The sequence below is a fragment of the Actinomycetospora callitridis genome (genome assembly GCF_028737265.1).
Lineage (GTDB): Bacteria > Actinomycetota > Actinomycetes > Mycobacteriales > Pseudonocardiaceae > Actinomycetospora > Actinomycetospora callitridis.
The window spans coordinates 1-16,143 of sequence record NZ_JAQZAK010000001.1; the positions used below are offsets into that span (position 1 = coordinate 1).

Sequence of the window (16,143 nt, forward strand, 5' to 3'; positions counted from 1 at the left end):
CCACCAGCCCCGCCCGCCCCGGCACCCCCGCCACCACCGACCTCCGCGCGACCGCCGCGTCGCTGGTCTCCGGCGGTCGCGGCATCCTCGCGGCCGACGAGAGCCCGAGGACGATGTCGCGACGCCTCGAGGGTGTCGGCGTCGAGCCGACCGAGGAGCACCGCCGGGCGTACCGCGAGCTGCTCGTCGCGGGTGAGGGCCTGGCCGGCCGCATCAGCGGGGTCATCCTGTGCGACGAGACGCTGCGCCAGCAGCTCGCCGACGGTCGCCCCTTCCCGCGGGCGCTCGCCGACGCGGGGCTGCAGACCGGCATCAAGGTCGACACCGGCACGGTGGCGCTCGACGGCCCCGACGACGGGGAGACCCTCACCGAGGGGCTCGACGGCCTCGCCGAGCGGGTCGCGGAGTACGTGGCGCTCGGGGCGACGTTCGCCAAGTGGCGGGCCGTCCTGCACCTCGGCGCGGGCCGTCCGTCGGTCCGGGCGCTCGACGCGAACGCCGAGGCCCTGGCCCGCTACGCCCGCGTCTGCCAGGACGGCGGCCTCGTGCCGATCGTCGAGCCGGAGGTGCTGTCCGCGGGCGGGCACCGGCTCGAGGTGTGCGCCGCGGGTACCGCGCGGACGCTGGCGACGCTCGGCCGCGCGCTCGAGGCCGCCGGGGTCGACCCGGCCGCGATGGTGCTCAAGCCGAACATGGTCACCTCGGGCGAGGGCTCGCGGCAGCCCGCCGACCCGTACGAGGTCGCCCGCGCGACCGTCGACACCCTGCGCGCCACGATGCGCCCGGAGCTGGCCGGGGTCGCGTTCCTCTCCGGCGGCCAGTCCTCGGAGACCGCCGCCGCGAACCTCGCCGCGATCCGCCGGCGGGGCGGGCCCTGGCCGTTGACGTTCTCGTTCGGCCGGGCGCTGGTCTCGTCCGCTCTGGCGGCCTGGGCCGGGGACCCGGCGCGGGTCGACGCGGGCCGCTCCGCACTACGTCGCGAGATCGACCGCAACGTCCCCGCGGCCTGAATGAGACCGGTGCCACCCCAGCGCCTCGTCGGGGGCGCGCGGTGGTGGTCACGCGCGCCAGCATCCCCCCGTCAGTGGGATTCCCGGCAATCGCCGGGAATCCCACTCACGTACGGGCGAGCTACCCCGCACGGGGGGCCTCGGCCTCCCGGCCAACGGCGACGGGCGCCCGGAGGACCCGAACGATGTGCGTCCCTCAGCCCCGGCCGTCGCCGTTGCCGCGAGCGCCGTCGTGCGAGCCGTGGCGCCCGTAGCGCTGCCCCGACGGACGGTCGGTGGCGTACGCGTGGGTGGTGTAGGCGATCTGGCGGTCCTTGCCCTCCTGGCGCTCCAGGCGGAGGCCCGGCTCCTCGGAGGGCCGGTTGACCAGGAACGACAGCGCGACGGTCTGTCGCCCCAGCGAGGCGTCGTAGGCGACGACCCGGACGTAGTGCTCCGGGTGCTCGTCGCGGCAGGCGCGGACCTCGTCGAGCAGCGCGTCCGGGTCCTGGAGGTCGAACATCGGCAGGCCCCACATCTCCCAGTAGGTGTTGCGGGGGTGCGGGTCGTCGGTGAACTCGATCGACAGCGGCCACTCGTGGGCGAGGGCGTACTCGATCTGCAGCCGGATCTCGTCGTCGGTGAGGTCCGGCAGGAACGAGAAGGTGCCCTGGGTGAGGCGCACGGGATTCTCCCTACGGAGTCGGGGTGGCGTCGACGGTGTCGGTCGAGGCGTAGTCGAAGGTGATGTCGCTCCACGTCGAGAGGGCCATCTCGAGCGGCTTGTTGCGCTTGCCGGCCTCGCGCAGGATGTCCGCGCCCTCGGCCAGGTAGTCGCGACCCTCGTTCCGAGCCTTGATCATCGCCTCGACGGCGACGCGGTTGGCCTCGGCGCCCTGGGCGATGCCCATGGGGTGGCCGATGGTGCTGCCGCCGAACTGCAGGATCGTGTCCTCGCCGAGGTGGTGCAGCAGCTGGTGCATCTGCCCGGCGTGGATGCCGCCCGCCGCCACCGGCAGGGTCGCCGGCATCGACGCCCACTCCTGGTCGAAGAAGAGTCCCTTCGACGGGTCCGCCGTGTACGAGTTCTTGCGCAGCACGTCGTAGAAGCCGTGGACCGACGCCGGGTCGCCCTCGAGCTTGCCGACCGCCGCGCCGGCGTGGATGTGGTCGACGCCGGCGAGGCGCATCCACTTGGAGATGACGCGGAAGCTCACGCCGTGGTTCTTCTGCCGCGTGTAGGTCGCGTGCCCAGCACGGTGCAGGTGCAGGATCACGCCGTTGCGCCGAGCCCACTTCGACATCGACTGGATCGCCGTGTAGCCCACGGTCAGGTCGACCATGACGATGACGCTGCCGAGGTCGCGCGCGAACTCGGCCCGCTCGTACATGTCCTCCATGTCGCCGGCGGTGATGTTGAGGTAGTGGCCCTTCACCTCGCCGGTCTCGGCCTGGGCCTTGTTCACCGCCTCCATGCACGCCAGGTAGCGGTCCCGCCAGCGCATGGACGGCTGAGAGCTGACGTTCTCGTCGTCCCTGGTGAAGTCCAGGCCGCCGCGCAGGGCCTCGTAGACGACGCGGCCGTAGTTGCGCGACGAGAGCCCGAGCTTGGGCCTGGTGGTCGCGCCGAGCAGCGGGCGCCCGAACTTGTTGAGGTACTCGCGCTCCTGGACGATCCCGTGCGGCGGTCCCTGGAACGTCTTGACGAAGTGCGTCGGGATGCGCATGTCCTCGAGACGCAGCGCCTTGAGCGGCTTGAAGCCGAAGACGTTGCCGATGATCGAGCTGGTCAGGTTCGCGATCGACCCCTCCTCGAACAGGTCGAGGTCGTAGGCGATGTAGGCGATCCACTGGCCGTCGACGCCCGGCACGGCGTCGACGCGGTAGCACTTCGCCTGGTAGTGATCGAAGGTCGTGAGGCGGTCGGTCCACACCACGGTCCACGTGGCCGTGCTCGATTCACCGGCGACCGCGGCCCCCGCCTCCTCCGGCGGCACCCCCTCCTGCGGCGTGACGCGGAACGCGCACAGGATGTCGGTGTCCTTGGGTTCGTAGTCGGGCTGCCAGTAACCCAGCTCCGCGTAGGGGATGACACCCGCACTCCATCGGTCGGCCATGCCCCGATAGTGGGGGGTGTTCCCTGAGAAGGACAATCAGGCGTTGCCCGGCGACACGTCGTCGAAGAACTCAGAGTCGACGGGTGCCGTGACGGTCACCGTCGTTCCCGTCCCCGGCCGCGAGGTGACCCGGACCGAGCCCCCGACGAGCTCCGCGCGCTCGCGGACCGAGGCGAGGCCGTAGCCGGTGCCGTCCGCGCCCGCCCGGTCGGCGACATCGAACCCCACGCCGTCGTCGGCGAGCTCCAGCCGCACGCCGGTCGATCCGGCGGTCAGGCGCACCGTGACCTCCTCCGCGCGGGCGTGCTTGAGGACGTTCTGCAGCGTCTCCTGGGCGATCCGGTAGAGCGCGACCTCGAGGTGCTCGGGCAGTCGGCGGTCGTCGAGGTCGAGGGCCAACCGCACGTCGGGCAGCCCGCGGGCGAGCGCCGCGAGCGCGCCGGCCAGGCCGAGGTCGTCGAGGACGGGCGGGCGCAGCGCCCCGATCGCGGCGCGGGCCTCGTCGAGGGTGGTGAGGACCATGTCCGACGCCGTGGTCAGGTCCTCCCGGGCCGCCGCGGCGTCGTCGCGGTCGAGGAACGTGCGGACGGCGTCGAGGTGGTACGAGAGCGTCACCAGGCGCTGGGAGATGCCGTCGTGGATGTCGCGGGCCAGCCGCTGCCGCTCGGCCTCCTGCGCGGCGATCATCTGCTCGGCGAACCGGCCGTGCGCCTCCTCGCGCGCCGCGAGCCTGCGGTGCATCCGCGCCTGGTGCAGCGCCCCGGCGACGAGGCTGCCGATCGCGGTGAGCACGCGGACGTCGCGGTCGTCGAACTCCCGGTGCGCCACGGTGTGCACGTTGAGGACCCCGGCCAGTCCCGCCGGCTCGCTCTCCATCGGCACCGACACCATCGACGTGTACTGCTCGCCGTGCAGCTCCGGGATGGCGACGTAGCGCGGGTCGGCCCGCTTGTCGCCGGTGATCACCGCGGGTTCGCGGTGGCTCGCGACCCAGCCCGCGACGCCGGTGTCCAGCGGCAGCCGGACCCGGCCGACCTGCGCGTCGAACGGCGGCGTCGCCCCGGCGAGGGTCAGCGAGCGCTCGGTGTCGTCGAGGACGTGCACGAAGCAGACGTCGGTCGCGGTGGCCCCGGTGATCACGCGGGCCACCGCGGCGGCCAGGGGCTCGACGCCCGGGCCGCTCGTCGTGGCCTCGATGATGGCGAGCAGGACCTCGTTCTCGCGCTGCGGGTCGTCGAGACCCAGCCCCCGTGTGGTCACCGGAACACCCCCTCGCGCAGCGCGGCCGCGACGGCCGCGGTGCGGTCCGGGACCTGCAGCTTGCGCAGCAGCGAGCGCACGTGGCTCTTGACCGTCTCGTCGCCGATGACGAGCTGGCCGGCGATGGCCCGGTTGCTGTGACCCGCGACGAGCAGGGCGAGGACCTCGCTCTCACGCTGGGTCAGCCCCAGGTGCGCGCCGGGCCAGAACTCGTCCCGCTCCATCCGGGCTGCCGATGCCGCCGCCCGCCCGGCCATCATCGCGTCGACGACGGTCGTCCCCGCGGCGGCGAGCTCGAGGTGGCGTACGAGCTCCTCGCCGCCCGTGTGCTTGAGCACGTAGCCCGCCGCGCCCGCCCGTAGCGCCTGGTAGAGGTACTGCTCGTCGTCGTAGACCGAGAGCAGCACGACCTTCTGCCCCGGCGCCCGCTCGGCCAGCGCGCGGCACAGGTCCAGCCCGCTGTCGCCGCGCAGGCGGACATCGCACAGCACGATGTCGGGGACCAGGGAGAGGGCGACGTCGAGGGCCTCCTCCGCGCCGTTCGCGGTGCCGACCACGCGGACCCGGCCGGCGAACGGCGCGAGCATGGCCTTCAGGCCGACGACGACCATCTCGTGGTCATCCACCACGACGACCCGCAGCGGCCCCGCGCGTTGCGCTGTGGTCTCGGTCATCGGTCCACCCTATGGCCGTTCTCCCCCGCATCGCCCCCCGCCGCGGGGAGGGGTTGAACGTGGGGCCGTCGTAGCCTCGGCGTCGAACCACCAGGAGACCTCGTGCCCGACAAGTCCTTGCGCATGCGGCGCGTCGGCGGTCGGGGCCTGGTCGAGCGGCCGGTGATGCTCGCGATCGCCGGGGACAGCGCTGCCGGCAAGACGACGATGACCCGCGGGCTCGTCGAGGCCCTCGGGCGCGATCGGTGCGTGTCGCTGTGCACCGACGACTACCGCCGCTTCGACCGGGAGGAGCGCACGGAGCTGCCGTTCACGGCGCTCCACCCGGACGGCAACCACCTCGACATCATGGAGCAGCACCTGCAGCTGCTCGCGACGGGCAACCCGGTGCTCAAGCCGGTGTACGACCACGCCACGGGCGAGCTGGTGCGCCCCGAGCTGGTCGAGCCCGCCGAGTTCGTCATCGTCGAGGGGCTCTTCCCGCTGTGGAGCAGGCTCTCGCGGGCGTGCTTCGACGTCACCGCGTTCCTCGACCCGCCCGAGGAGATCCGGCGCGGCTGGAAGGTCGCGCGCGACACGGCCGAGCGCGGCTACACCGAGGAGAAGGTGCTCGCCGAGCTCGAGCGCCGCGAGGAGGAATCGGCGGCGTACATCCGCCCGCAGCGGCAGAACGCCGACCTCGTCGTCCGGTTCGCGCCGATCGAGGGCCGTGACGACCCCGAGGGCACGGCCCTGTCGGCGTCGCTGATGATGCGCCCGACCATCGACCACCCCGACCTCAACGAGGTGCTGCAGTCCGGGCTCACCCGAGCGATGCACCTCAAACTCGAGCGCGACCCCGACGGTCGTCCGGTGGAGACCCTCCACGTGCACGGCTACGTGCCGCGCGAGGAGAGTCTCGCGGTGGAGAAGGCGATCTGGTCGGCGCTCGGCGAGCCCGACACCGCGACCCCGGAGTGCCTCGGGCGCCTCGGCGACGCCCGTAGCGAGCCGCTGGCGATCGCCCAGCTCCTGCTGCTCTACCACCTGACGGACGCGGCCCGGTGAACGCCGTGACCCACCTCCCCGCCGCCGTCGTCTTCGACGTCGACGGCACCCTCGCCGAGACCGAGCGCGACGGCCACCGGGTCGCGTTCAACGAGGCCTTCGACCGGCACGGCGTGGACCTGCGGTGGGACGTCGAGCGCTACCGCGAGCTCATGGTGCTCACCGGCGGGCGCCGGCGGGTCGCGTACGCGCTGCGCCAGGAGGGCGTCCCGGCGGCCGAGGCCGACGAGGTCGCCGCGCGGGTGCACCGGACGAAGACCGAGCTGTTCGTCGACATCGTCCGGCGCGGCGAGATCGATCCCCGGCCGGGCCTGCCCGAGCTCCTCGACGACCTGCGCTCCCACGGGGTGCGGATCGCGGTCGCGACCACCGGCCGCCGTGCGTGGGTGGAGCCGCTGCTCGCCCACCTGATCGGCGCGGACACCGCCGAGGTCGTCATCTGCGGCGACGACGTCACCGATCTCGAGCCCGACCCCGCGGCCTACCTGCTCGCCCTGTCGCGCCTCGGTCTGGACGCGACGTGGACCATGGCGGTCGAGGACTCCGGGCCCGGGTTGCGCGCGGCCCTGGTCGCCGGGATGGCGACGGTGGTGGTCACCAACGACGACACCGCACGCCACGACGTCACCGGTGCGGCGATCGTGCGGGAGGCCTTCGACCGGCCGACCCTGCTCACCGCGGCGTGCATGGCCGAGGCCCTCACGGCGGTCCGTTCGTAAGGCCCTACTGGCTCGGCGTTGCGCCGCCCTGCTGCGAGCCGCCGCTGCCCGGCGTCGAGCCGGAGCCGCTGCCGGAGCCGCTGCCGGAGCCGGAACCGGAGCCCGAACCGGAGCCCGAACCGGAGCCCGAGCCGGAGCCCGAACCGGAGCCCGAACCGGAGCCCGAACCGGAGCCGTGGCCGGAGCCGCCGCCCGTGCCGTGCTCGCCGCCGCCGGTGGTGCCGCCGTGGCCGGTCGTTCCGTGCGAGCCGGGACGGCTCGGCGACCCCTGGCCGCTCGACGAGCCCCCGGTGGCCGGGCGGGAGGCGCGCTCGGTGGTGGTCGTGGTGGTGGTGGTGGTGGTCTGCTCGGCGACCGGGGCGACCGCCGGCGCCGTCGTGGTCGGGACGGGCTCGTCGGCGGCCGGGCTCGGGGTCACCGGCGCCGGCAGCGGCGCGGAGGAGACCTGCGGCAGCGGCGCCGAGGCGGCGGCCGGCGACGCGGCCCCGGTCAGTGCGAACGCGCCGCCGCCCACGATCCCGAGGACGATCGCCCCCGCGGCGAGGCCGACGGTGAGCCCGCGACGGGGAGCGCGACGGCGGGGCGCCGGTGCGAGGGCGGGTGCCGGAACGTGCGCGTCGGCCGGGGCGGCCGGGAGGCTCGCGGTCTTCCGCGGGCCCTGCGGAGGTGCCGATCGTCGGCGCGCCGCCTTCGCGGCGACCACCTGGGTGCGGGGGACCGGCACGGACGTCGTGGCCCCGTTCTGCTGGCCCCGGGCCGCGAGGCCGGCGGCGCCGAGCGCGACCGTGTGCTCGGGCTCGTTCTCGAGGGAGACCGGGCGCCCGAGCTCGTCGGCGAGCGCCGCCGCGATCGCGCCGGTGCGGGTGCTCCACCCCACGAGCACCACGGCGTCGAGGTCCCCGGGCAGGCGCCGGGCGCTCGCGAGGGCGCGGTGCAGCCCGGCCACGGCGGCGCCGTCGGAGGGGTGCGTGTCGGTCGGGTACGGCACGGCCTCGGGACGTCCGGCGATCGTGAACGCCCCGCCCCGGTGCACGAGGACGGTGGCGTCCACGCTGCCGCCGCCGAGGTCGACGACGGCGACCGCGCCGCCGTCGCGCAGCCCCTCACGGGCGGCGTACCGCGCCGCGGCGGCCTCCGGCTCGGAGACCAGGGAGACCGCGCCGAGCCCGAGGCTGACCGCGACGCCCGCGAACGCCTCCCGCTCCTCGTCGCCCCAGGTGGCGGGGTGGGTCAGCACGATCCCGTCGGGGGCGCCGCCCTCGCGCTCGGCGACGAGGTCGACGACGCGTCGCAGCATGGCGCCGAGCAGGGCGGTGGCCGCGAAGGGTGCGCCGTCGAGGAGCAGCGGGGTCGGGTCGGCGACGCGGGGCCGGACCTCGCGCGCCGCGCGGGACGGGTCCGTCGCGGCCGCCCGCACGGCGGCGTCACCGACCAGCGGTGGGCCGGAGGCCCCCCAGTACAGGACCGAGGGCATGGCCGCGCTGTGCTCGCCGAGCGTGACGACGCCGACCTTCCCGTCCCGCGCGACGGCGGCGGTGGTGATCGTCGTGCCGAGGTCGACGCCGAGGTGGTAGGTCATGGTCGTCTCCGTGTGCGCGGTCGTGGAGGAGCGGGACGACCATGAGCCTCGCGGCGCGGCGACGATCGGGGAGTAGGGAGAACCCCACGTCAGGGGGGTGTGGACCCTCGTTCCGGGGAGACCGCCCGGGCCGCGCGGGCACCGGCGGCGGACGCGACGGTCTCGAGCGGTCCGCGCCCCGCGGTGGCCCGCCAGGCGAGGCCGAGCAGCAGCACCGCGACGACCTGCACGACGTAGCCGGGCACCGGCGCGTAGACGTCGAACGGCGAGTTCAGGAACAGCACGTGCGCCGTGTACAGGGTCAGCGTCATGGCCCCCGCGGCGGCGAGGGGCGCCCGCAGCACCGTCACGGCGACGCGCAGGGACGGGCGGTGCGCGGCGTCGAGCCAGAGCATGACCCCGATGACGGCCAGCGCGATCCCGGTGGTGCGGGCGAGGTCGAGCGGCGTCGAGGTGTGCGGGGCGTCCACCGCGAGCCACCACCACGTGGTCGTCGGGGTGGTGCCGTCGGCGCCGGAGGCGAGGATCGCCTGCAGGTCGGCCGGGTCCTGGCCGGTCGTCGCGGACGTCGCGGAGAGGGCCGCGAGGCCGCCGGCGGGCCCGAGCAGAAACGCCGACGCGCCGGACGCGGCCGCCGCGAGGGCCGCGCCGCCGGCCGCGAGCCCGGCGGCGAACCGGGACGAGCGCAGGTGCGCTCGGCCGAGCGCGAGACCGATCGCGAGGTAGGGGATCCACGTCAGCGCGGGGTAGGTGCCGGTGAGCAGGAGCTCCGGCAGGAGCCCGGTCGGGTCGGTGACCAGCCGGGTCAGCGACGGGTTGTCGAGCACGGGCGGGGGCATCCCGGCGCGCACGAGGTGGCTGAGCGCGGGGAGCCCGGCGGCCCCGAGCACGGCGCCGCCGACGAGCACGGGGGTCGGCAGGAGCACGAGCGGCACGGCGAGCACGAAGAGCACGGCGTAGGCGGGGAGGATCACCGCCGCCACCTCGGCGTCGGTGACGACCCCGAGAGCGAGCCCCAGCAGCCCGATCACCGCGGCGCGGGCGACCAGTGCGGCGCCCGCCCGCCGGGCCGGACCGGCGCCCGTGACACGGGTGCGGCCGTTCATGAACGCGATGCCGACACCCGCCAGCACCGCGAACAGCGCCGCGGCGTTGCCCGACGCGATCCGCCCGACCCAGGTCGGCGCCCCCGCCGCGTCGGAGACGTAGAGGGCGTGGACCGCCATCATCCCGAGCAGCGCCAGGCCTCGGGCGGCGTCGACGCCGACGACGCGCCCGCGGCTGCCCGGGACGAGGGGTGCCGCGTGCCGGGCGCGGCCCGGCGTGGCGGTGCCGGGGTCGCGCACCGGGGTCTCGGTGGGGGCCATCGCTGTCGCTCCTCGGGACTTCTCGGGGGGTGTGCTCAGCCGGGCGGGCGCAGCGCGCCGGCGCGGGTCAGCTGGTCGGTCACGGCGGGCAGGTCGGCGAAGCCGCGGGCCACGTCGTCGGGGGTGACGACGCGGTGGGCGTTCGCGGCGACGTAGGCCCGCACGGCCTCGTCGAAGCGGTCCTCGCCCGCCTGTTCGCGCGCGGCGACGAGGGCGGCCGCGCCCTGGGTGTAGACGCCGACGTTGTAGGGCCCGAAGCCCCGCTCGGCCCAGACGGCCATCGGGTCGCCGAGCCGGCCGCGCAGGCGTGCGGGGACGTCGTCGAGGTCGTAGTTGTCCTGCGTGCCGGTGGCGACGGCCTGGGCGTAGGTCGCGAAGGCCTCGTCGATCCACGGGTCGCGGCCCTGGTCGTTGCCCACCAGCGCGTAGAACCACTGGTGGGCGAGCTCGTGGGCGGCCAGCTCCCCGAGCTCCCGCGGCGGGGTGTCGCCGAACTGCAGGGCCCCGGGGTACTCGAGGCCCGAGGTCTGCGAGGGCGCGATCGCCACCCACAGGTCCGGGTACGGGAACGGGCCGAACAGGTCCTGCAGCCGCCGGACCGCCCCGTCGAGCTCGGCGGCCCACCGCTCCGGGTCGGTGCGGGTGCCGGTCACGGGCGTGAACAGGTGCAGCCGCGTGCCGGCGATGTCGCGCTCGAGGACGCGGTAGGCGCCGACGGCGACCGAGACGTCGCGGACGGCGTCGGCCCGGAAGACGTGGGTCGTGGTGCCGGCCCGGGGGCCCGGGGCCGGCGGATCGGCGCGTCCGGCGCCCGAGACCGCCGCGCCCTCCGGGGCGGTGACGCGCAGCGCGTCGAGCCGGAAGTCCTCGCTGACCGCGGTCTCGCCGGGGATGCGCACGGCGTCGTCGCGGATCCAGCCCTGCCCGCGCACCCAGGCGAGCATCGGGAACGCCGAGCCGAACCATGCGGTGCCGGTGGCGGGGGAGGTGCCGAGGCGCTCGTCGGCGTCGGCACCCAGGCGCAGGGTGAACCCGAGCTCGGCGCGCACGACCTCGCCGGCCCCGACACAGGCGGGCAGCGGCAGCTCGACGAGCGTGCCGGGCGCCCCGGCCGTCGCCCCGGCGGGCCGCACGACCGGCGCCGTCGGGCGCCCACCGACCGACGCGTCGGTCACCTGCAGCGCGTTGCCCTCGCCGGCGGGCGACGGCGCGTTCGGCCACGCCCGGAACACCAGCTCGCAGATCGGCTGGTCGGGCGTGAACGTCACCGTCTCGCGGCCGGTCACGCTGCGGAGGTCGGGCGCGACGTCCATCGCGAGGTCGACGGCGGGTCGCTGGTCCCACGGGGCGGCGGCCTCGGCGGGCCCGACGGAGCAGCCCGCGAGCGCGGCGAGGCCGGTGATCAGGGAGAGGAGGGCGAGCTTCACGGGCGGCCACGCTCCAGGGTGCGGTCGACGAGGTCGCGGGCGAGCTCACGGGCGTCGCGGACGGGCAGTCCGGCGTCGGTGAACCAGTCGGGCGTGGCCTCGGGGTGCGGTCCCACCACCCCGACGCGGCCGTGGCCGTGCGGGGCGACGAGGGCCGCCGGGGGCCCGTCGGGGTAGCGGGCCAGGATCTCCACGCCGGCGTCGGCGCGCTCGTCGAGGACGAACGTCGCCGGGTCCTGGGCGAACACCGTGCGCCGGTGTCCGCCCCAGTCCACGTCGACCAGCGCGTCGTCCTCGGTGTCGAGCACGGCGTCGTCGCCGGCGACGTACTGGTCGGTGTCGCCGGGCAGCAGCCCGAACCCGGGCGACTCGCCGGCGAGGTAGGCGCCGAGACAGAAGCCGAGGTAGCGCCCGCCGCCGTGCACGTAGCTCCGCACGGCGCGGCGGTGGCGCCGCATCCGTCGCCAGCCCCGGCGCAGCGTCCCGCCGCCGGGCTGGGCGTAGATCTCGGCGCGGGCGAGGGTCTGCTCGGTCAGCGCCAGGTCCTCCTGCGGGCCGACGAACCGCACGTCGAGGCCCCACCGCGGCTCGGCCAGCAGGGACGCGACGGCCTCGGGACATCCCGGGACGCTCGCCGGGCCCCGGTACACCAGCGCCGTCACGCCGCCTCCCCGATCCGGCCGCCGGTCCTGTCGCCGACGACCGGTAGTTCGACGGTCTCGGGTTCGGGTTCCGCCACCCCACGGGCGGGGATGCCGCGCCAGCGGGTGCCCTCGCCCAGCTCCTCGCCCTTCATCAGCAGGGTCAGGCCGTCGAGGTCGACGTCGCGGCCGACGCCGGCGTCGTAGAGCACGATGCTGCGCGCCCCGACGGTCGCGCCGTCGCCGACGCGGACCGTCGACATCTTCATGACGCGGTCCTCGAACAGGTGCGTCTGCAGGGACACCCCCGGTCCGACCGCGGCGTCGTCGCCGATCTCGACGAGGTCGAACTCGGTGAGGTAGGTGGTGGCGAGGTAGGTCCGCCGCCCGATGCGCGCCCCGAAGCGGCGCAGGGCCACCGGCAGGAACGGGGTGCCGACGAGCAGGCTCAGCAGCGTCGGGACGGCGGCCGCCTCGTAGAGCCCGGTGACGAACTCCGTGCGGCGCACGAACGGGTCCCACAGCGGCGCGACGCGCGGCCGGTAGGTGCCGACGACGTGGCGCTTCACCGCGACGACGTAGGCGACGACCGCGACGCTCGCGGCCGCGGCGATCACCGGGGCGCCGAGCGCGGTCGGCAGCAGGTCGCGCCCGCGGGCCAGCGCCGAGAGCGCGAGCAGGTAGAGGTAGAGCCCGACCCCGATCAGCGAGGCGGGGAGCGTGGCCCGGACGAATTCGACGGCCAGGCGCTCGCGCACCCGCCGCCGGGTGGGGTGGAACGTCTCCTGCTCGTCGTGGTCCCCGGAGTCCTGGCGTTGCGGCAGGTGCATGGCGGGGGAGCCGAGCCACGAGCTGCCGTCGGGCACGCCCGCGGGCGGCGGCACCGTGTGCACGCCGACCAGCGAGCCGTGTCCGGTGCCGGTGCCCGACGGGACGAGCGCGGCGTTGCCGACGAAGGCGCGGTCGCCGACGGACGTGGGCCGCAGCAGCATCCGGCCGTCGGCGAACGTGGCGGCGCCGACGCTGGCCATGTCGGCGACGAAGCTCCCCTCGCCGAGGGTCAGCAGGTCGGGATCGAGGTGCGCCGCGGTGGAGACCTCCGCGCCGCGCCCGACGCGCGCACCGAGCAGCCGCAGCCACGGGACGGTGTAGAGGGTGGCGTAGAGCGAGTTGGTGAACGTCAGGCTCTGCGCCAGCAGCGCGTCGGCGATCCACTTGCGCAGCCCCAGCGACGAGCGCACCGGGTGGATGCCGACGGGTGTGCGCGCCAGGACGACGCGGCGCCCGAGCGCCACCACCACGCAGACCGTCAGGACGAACACGGGCCCGGACAGCAGCGTGGCCGCGAACCCGGCGAGGACACCGAAGCCGAGCAGCGCCGACCACACGAGCATCACCGAGGGCACGACCATCGCGATGGAGAGCACCTCGAGACCGACCAGACCGGCCAGCGCGGCGGCCAGGTGCCGTGCCCGCCAGCCCGGCAGCGGGCCGGCGTCGCGCATGGCGACCAGCGCCGCGTCCTGGGTCTCGTGCTCCTGCGGGGGCGAGCCCGCCCAGGTCCGCCCGGCGGGGACCACCTCGTCACGGCCCAGCGCGGACTGCTCGGCGAGCATCCCGACGGGGCCGATCCGGCTGCCCGCGGCGAGCACGGTGTTGGCGCCGGCCACGGCGCGACGGTCGAGCCGGACGGGTCCGACGACGACCTGGCCGTCCTCGACCGACCACGGGTGCAGGGCCGCGCCGTAGCCCACGGTGGCGTCGTCGTCGAGGTGGAGCATCCGGGGCAGCGTGAGGTCGGCCGTGGCGACGTGGGTCCGGCGCCCGACCCGGGCGCCGAGCAGGCGCAGGTAGGGGGCGAGCAGCGGCGACCCGACGAGCACCGGCAGCGGCGCGAGCCGCAGGACGAGGTCGAGGGTCCAGAGCCGGAGGAACGTCACCCCCCACAGGCGGTACCGGCCCGGTCGGATCCCGGCGGCCAGCGGCCGGGCGAGCAGCACCGGCAGCAGCCACCGCACGCCCAGCCACGCCACCGCGCCCGCGGCGAGCACCTGGGCGAGCACCTCGGTCGAGACCGTGCCGTCGTTGGCCGTGTAGACCCAGCTCACCGGCAGCGTCACGGCGAGCAGGAACAGGTAGAGCACCGCCGCCTGGGCCGTCCCGGCCGCTGCGACCCGCCGGGTCGAGGACCGGACCGGACCGGGCCGGGGCGCCGCGGAGGTCGCGGTGGCGGACCCGGCGTCGGCCAGGTGGGTCGCGAGCGCCCGCACCGAGGGGTGCGCGTAGAGGTCCCGGACGGCGGGGCTGCCGCCGACCCCGCGCTCCCGCAGCAGCGTCACGGTGGTGGCCGCGAGCAGGGAGTGGCCACCGAGCTCGTCGAAGAAGTCGGCCTCGACCGAGAGCTCGGCGGGGGCCAGCCCGAACGCCTCGGCCCACACGGCGGCGATCTGCTCCTCGAGCTCGCCCTCCGCGGCCACCACCGGGCCGGTGGCGGCGACCAGCCGGCGCCCGGCGGGTGCGGGCAGCCGCGCGCGGTCGACCTTGCCGCTGACCTGCGTCGGCAGCTCGTCCAGGACGTCGAGGGTCGCCGGGATCATGTACGCGGGCAGCCGCTCGCGCAGCGCCGCGACCAGCCGGGCCGTGAGCGCCTCGGCGTCGGCGATCTCCCCGACCACGTAGGCGGCGAGGTCCCCGGAACCGGCGTCACCCCCGCCGCCGGGGTCGAGGGCGACGACGGCGCTGCCGACCTCGGGGTCGGTGAGCAGCACGCTCTCGATCTCGCCGAGGTCGACGCGGTGGCCGCGGACCTTCACCTCGGCGTCCGCGCGGCCCAGGTACTCGATCTCGCCGTCCGCGGTCCACCGACCGAGGTCCCCGGTGCGGTAGAGGGGGGCGCCGGTACCCGGGTGGGTGACGAACACCGCGGCGGTCTTCTCCGGCAGGCCCACGTACCCGCGCGCGACGCCGGGCCCGGCCAGGGCGATCTCGCCGACCTCGCCCGGGCCCACGACACGCGGCGTCGGGTCCTCGGCCTCGAGCAGCTCGACGCCGTAGGTGGGCAGCGGCCGGCCGATGGTGACCGGGCGGTCGGGCACGAGCTCGCACCACGTCGCCGTCACCGTGGCCTCGGTGGGCCCGTAGGTGTTGAGCAGGCGCCGCCCCGGGGCGCTCCACCGCTCGACGAGCTCGGCCGGGCAGGCCTCGCCGCCGACGAGGACGGTGCGCAGCCCGGGCAGGTCGCGCGGGACGGTGGCGAGCAGCGTCGGCACGCAGTACAGGACGCTGACGCGTGCGCGCTCGAGGTGATCGGCGAGGTCCGCGCCCAGCCGCCGCTCGTCGTTCGGCCCGACGACGAGCGTCGCGCCGACCGCCCAGGTCGGCCAGATCTCCTCGATCGAGAAGTCGAAGGAGATCGTCATGCCCTGGTGGACGCGGTCGGTGGGCCGCACGTCGTAGACGGTCGGCACGACCGCGACGAAGTTCGTGATGCTCGACTGCGCGACCTCGACGCCCTTGGGGCGCCCGCTCGAGCCGGACGTGTAGATCACGTACGCGGTGGGGTCGTCGGTGCGCTCGCCGCCGTTGCCGTCGTCGGGGGTGCGGTCGACGGGCCGGTGCGTGGGGGCGGCGTCGAGGGTGGCGGCCTCGCCGTCGACGGCGAGCCAGGCGCGGCCCAGCGGCGCGACGGTGTCGGCGAGCGCGGTGGAGGTCAGGAGGAGGTCGACGCCGGCGTCGTCGGCGACGTAGGCCAGGCGGTCGGCGGGCGACTCGGGGTCGACGGGCACGAAGGCCGCGCCCGCCTTGAGGGCGCCGAGCAGGGCGACGTAGGTCTCCGGCGAGCGCTCGAGGAACAGCGCCACCCGGGCGCCGGGCCGCACGCCGCGGTCGGCGAGGACGTGCGCGAGCTGGTTGGCGCGCGCGTCGAGGTCGGCGTAGCTGGTCGCCCGCCCCTCGTGCTCGACCGCCGTCGCCCCGGGCGTCGAGTCGGCGGTGCGCTCGAAGACGTGCTCGAGCCGCGCCTCCGGCAGGCGTGAGGGCCCCGTCGCCGGGTCCGGGCCCGGTTGCCGTGGCAGGTGCCGTGGCAGTGGCCGGGTCGCGTCCTCGGTGACGGCTCCCGTCATCGGCTGCCTCTCCCCGTCGGCGTCCCCGGGCGGCACGCGGTGAGGTGGATCGGCACCGCGGGGACGTCGTCGACGGCGTCATCGCTCGTCGGAGTCCGGCGTGGTGACGCCGGACTGGGCGTGTCAGTACCTCGGCGGCCCCGGTCGCGAAACGCGACCGCCACGGGCCGTCGGACTCGTCACAGACGGGTAACGCGGTCAC

The 16,143-nt window shown here is 75.6% G+C and carries 12 protein-coding genes; 3 read left to right on the top strand and 9 right to left on the bottom strand.

What is annotated here, in order from left to right; genetic code table 11:
• Positions 1–62: 62 nt before the first annotated feature.
• On the top strand, positions 63–1,010 hold the full coding sequence (locus PH191_RS00005) for a class I fructose-bisphosphate aldolase (protein WP_420791756.1): 948 nt from the start codon (positions 63–65) through the stop codon (positions 1,008–1,010).
• Between the two features lie 196 nt (positions 1,011–1,206).
• On the opposite strand, the gene PH191_RS00010 is transcribed toward PH191_RS00005, so the two are convergent.
• Genes PH191_RS00010 through PH191_RS00025 form a run of 4 tightly spaced genes read right to left on the bottom strand, consistent with a single transcriptional unit; the run spans position 1,207 to position 5,040 of the window.
• Positions 1,207–1,674: a ribulose bisphosphate carboxylase small subunit gene (locus PH191_RS00010; protein WP_274192577.1), complete on the bottom strand. Its 468-nt coding sequence runs from the start codon at positions 1,672–1,674 to the stop codon at positions 1,207–1,209.
• 10 nt (positions 1,675–1,684) lie between these two features.
• The gene (locus tag PH191_RS00015; RefSeq protein ID WP_274192578.1) at positions 1,685–3,106 is read right to left on the bottom strand and encodes a ribulose-bisphosphate carboxylase large subunit; all 1,422 of its coding nucleotides are present in this window, start codon (positions 3,104–3,106) and stop codon (positions 1,685–1,687) included.
• A 36-nt stretch (positions 3,107–3,142) separates the two neighbouring features.
• Positions 3,143–4,366, bottom strand: a complete 1,224-nt coding sequence (locus tag PH191_RS00020) for a GAF domain-containing sensor histidine kinase (RefSeq protein WP_274192579.1) — start codon at positions 4,364–4,366, stop codon at positions 3,143–3,145.
• Positions 4,363–5,040 carry a response regulator gene (locus PH191_RS00025; RefSeq protein ID WP_274192580.1) on the bottom strand — a complete coding sequence of 226 codons (678 nt, stop codon included), beginning with the start codon at positions 5,038–5,040 and terminating at the stop codon, positions 4,363–4,365. The genes PH191_RS00020 and PH191_RS00025 overlap by 4 nt, the downstream gene beginning before the upstream one ends.
• Before the next feature lie 102 nt (positions 5,041–5,142).
• Between PH191_RS00025 and PH191_RS00030 the strand changes: the two genes are divergently transcribed.
• Positions 5,143–6,087 carry a phosphoribulokinase gene (locus PH191_RS00030; protein ID WP_274192581.1) on the top strand — a complete coding sequence of 315 codons (945 nt, stop codon included), beginning with the start codon at positions 5,143–5,145 and terminating at the stop codon, positions 6,085–6,087.
• Positions 6,084–6,806, top strand: a complete 723-nt coding sequence (locus tag PH191_RS00035; protein WP_274192582.1) for an HAD-IA family hydrolase — start codon at positions 6,084–6,086, stop codon at positions 6,804–6,806. The genes PH191_RS00030 and PH191_RS00035 overlap by 4 nt, the downstream gene beginning before the upstream one ends.
• A gap of 4 nt (positions 6,807–6,810) precedes the next feature.
• Here the strand turns inward: PH191_RS00035 and PH191_RS00040 are convergent, their stop codons facing one another.
• From PH191_RS00040 to PH191_RS00060, 5 genes are all read right to left on the bottom strand, one after another.
• Positions 6,811–8,385, bottom strand: coding sequence for an Hsp70 family protein (locus PH191_RS00040; RefSeq protein WP_274192583.1), 1,575 nt, complete (start codon positions 8,383–8,385; stop codon positions 6,811–6,813).
• A gap of 89 nt (positions 8,386–8,474) precedes the next feature.
• The gene (locus PH191_RS00045; RefSeq protein ID WP_274192584.1) at positions 8,475–9,752 is read right to left on the bottom strand and encodes a heparan-alpha-glucosaminide N-acetyltransferase domain-containing protein; all 1,278 of its coding nucleotides are present in this window, start codon (positions 9,750–9,752) and stop codon (positions 8,475–8,477) included.
• Between the two features lie 35 nt (positions 9,753–9,787).
• Positions 9,788–11,179: a M1 family aminopeptidase gene (locus PH191_RS00050; RefSeq protein ID WP_274192585.1), complete on the bottom strand. Its 1,392-nt coding sequence runs from the start codon at positions 11,177–11,179 to the stop codon at positions 9,788–9,790.
• Positions 11,176–11,841, bottom strand: coding sequence for a BPL-N domain-containing protein (locus tag PH191_RS00055; RefSeq protein ID WP_274192586.1), 666 nt, complete (start codon positions 11,839–11,841; stop codon positions 11,176–11,178). The genes PH191_RS00050 and PH191_RS00055 overlap by 4 nt, the downstream gene beginning before the upstream one ends.
• Positions 11,838–15,941 carry a Pls/PosA family non-ribosomal peptide synthetase gene (locus tag PH191_RS00060; protein WP_274192587.1) on the bottom strand — a complete coding sequence of 1,368 codons (4,104 nt, stop codon included), beginning with the start codon at positions 15,939–15,941 and terminating at the stop codon, positions 11,838–11,840. The genes PH191_RS00055 and PH191_RS00060 overlap by 4 nt, the downstream gene beginning before the upstream one ends.
• Positions 15,942–16,143 lie beyond the last annotated feature (202 nt).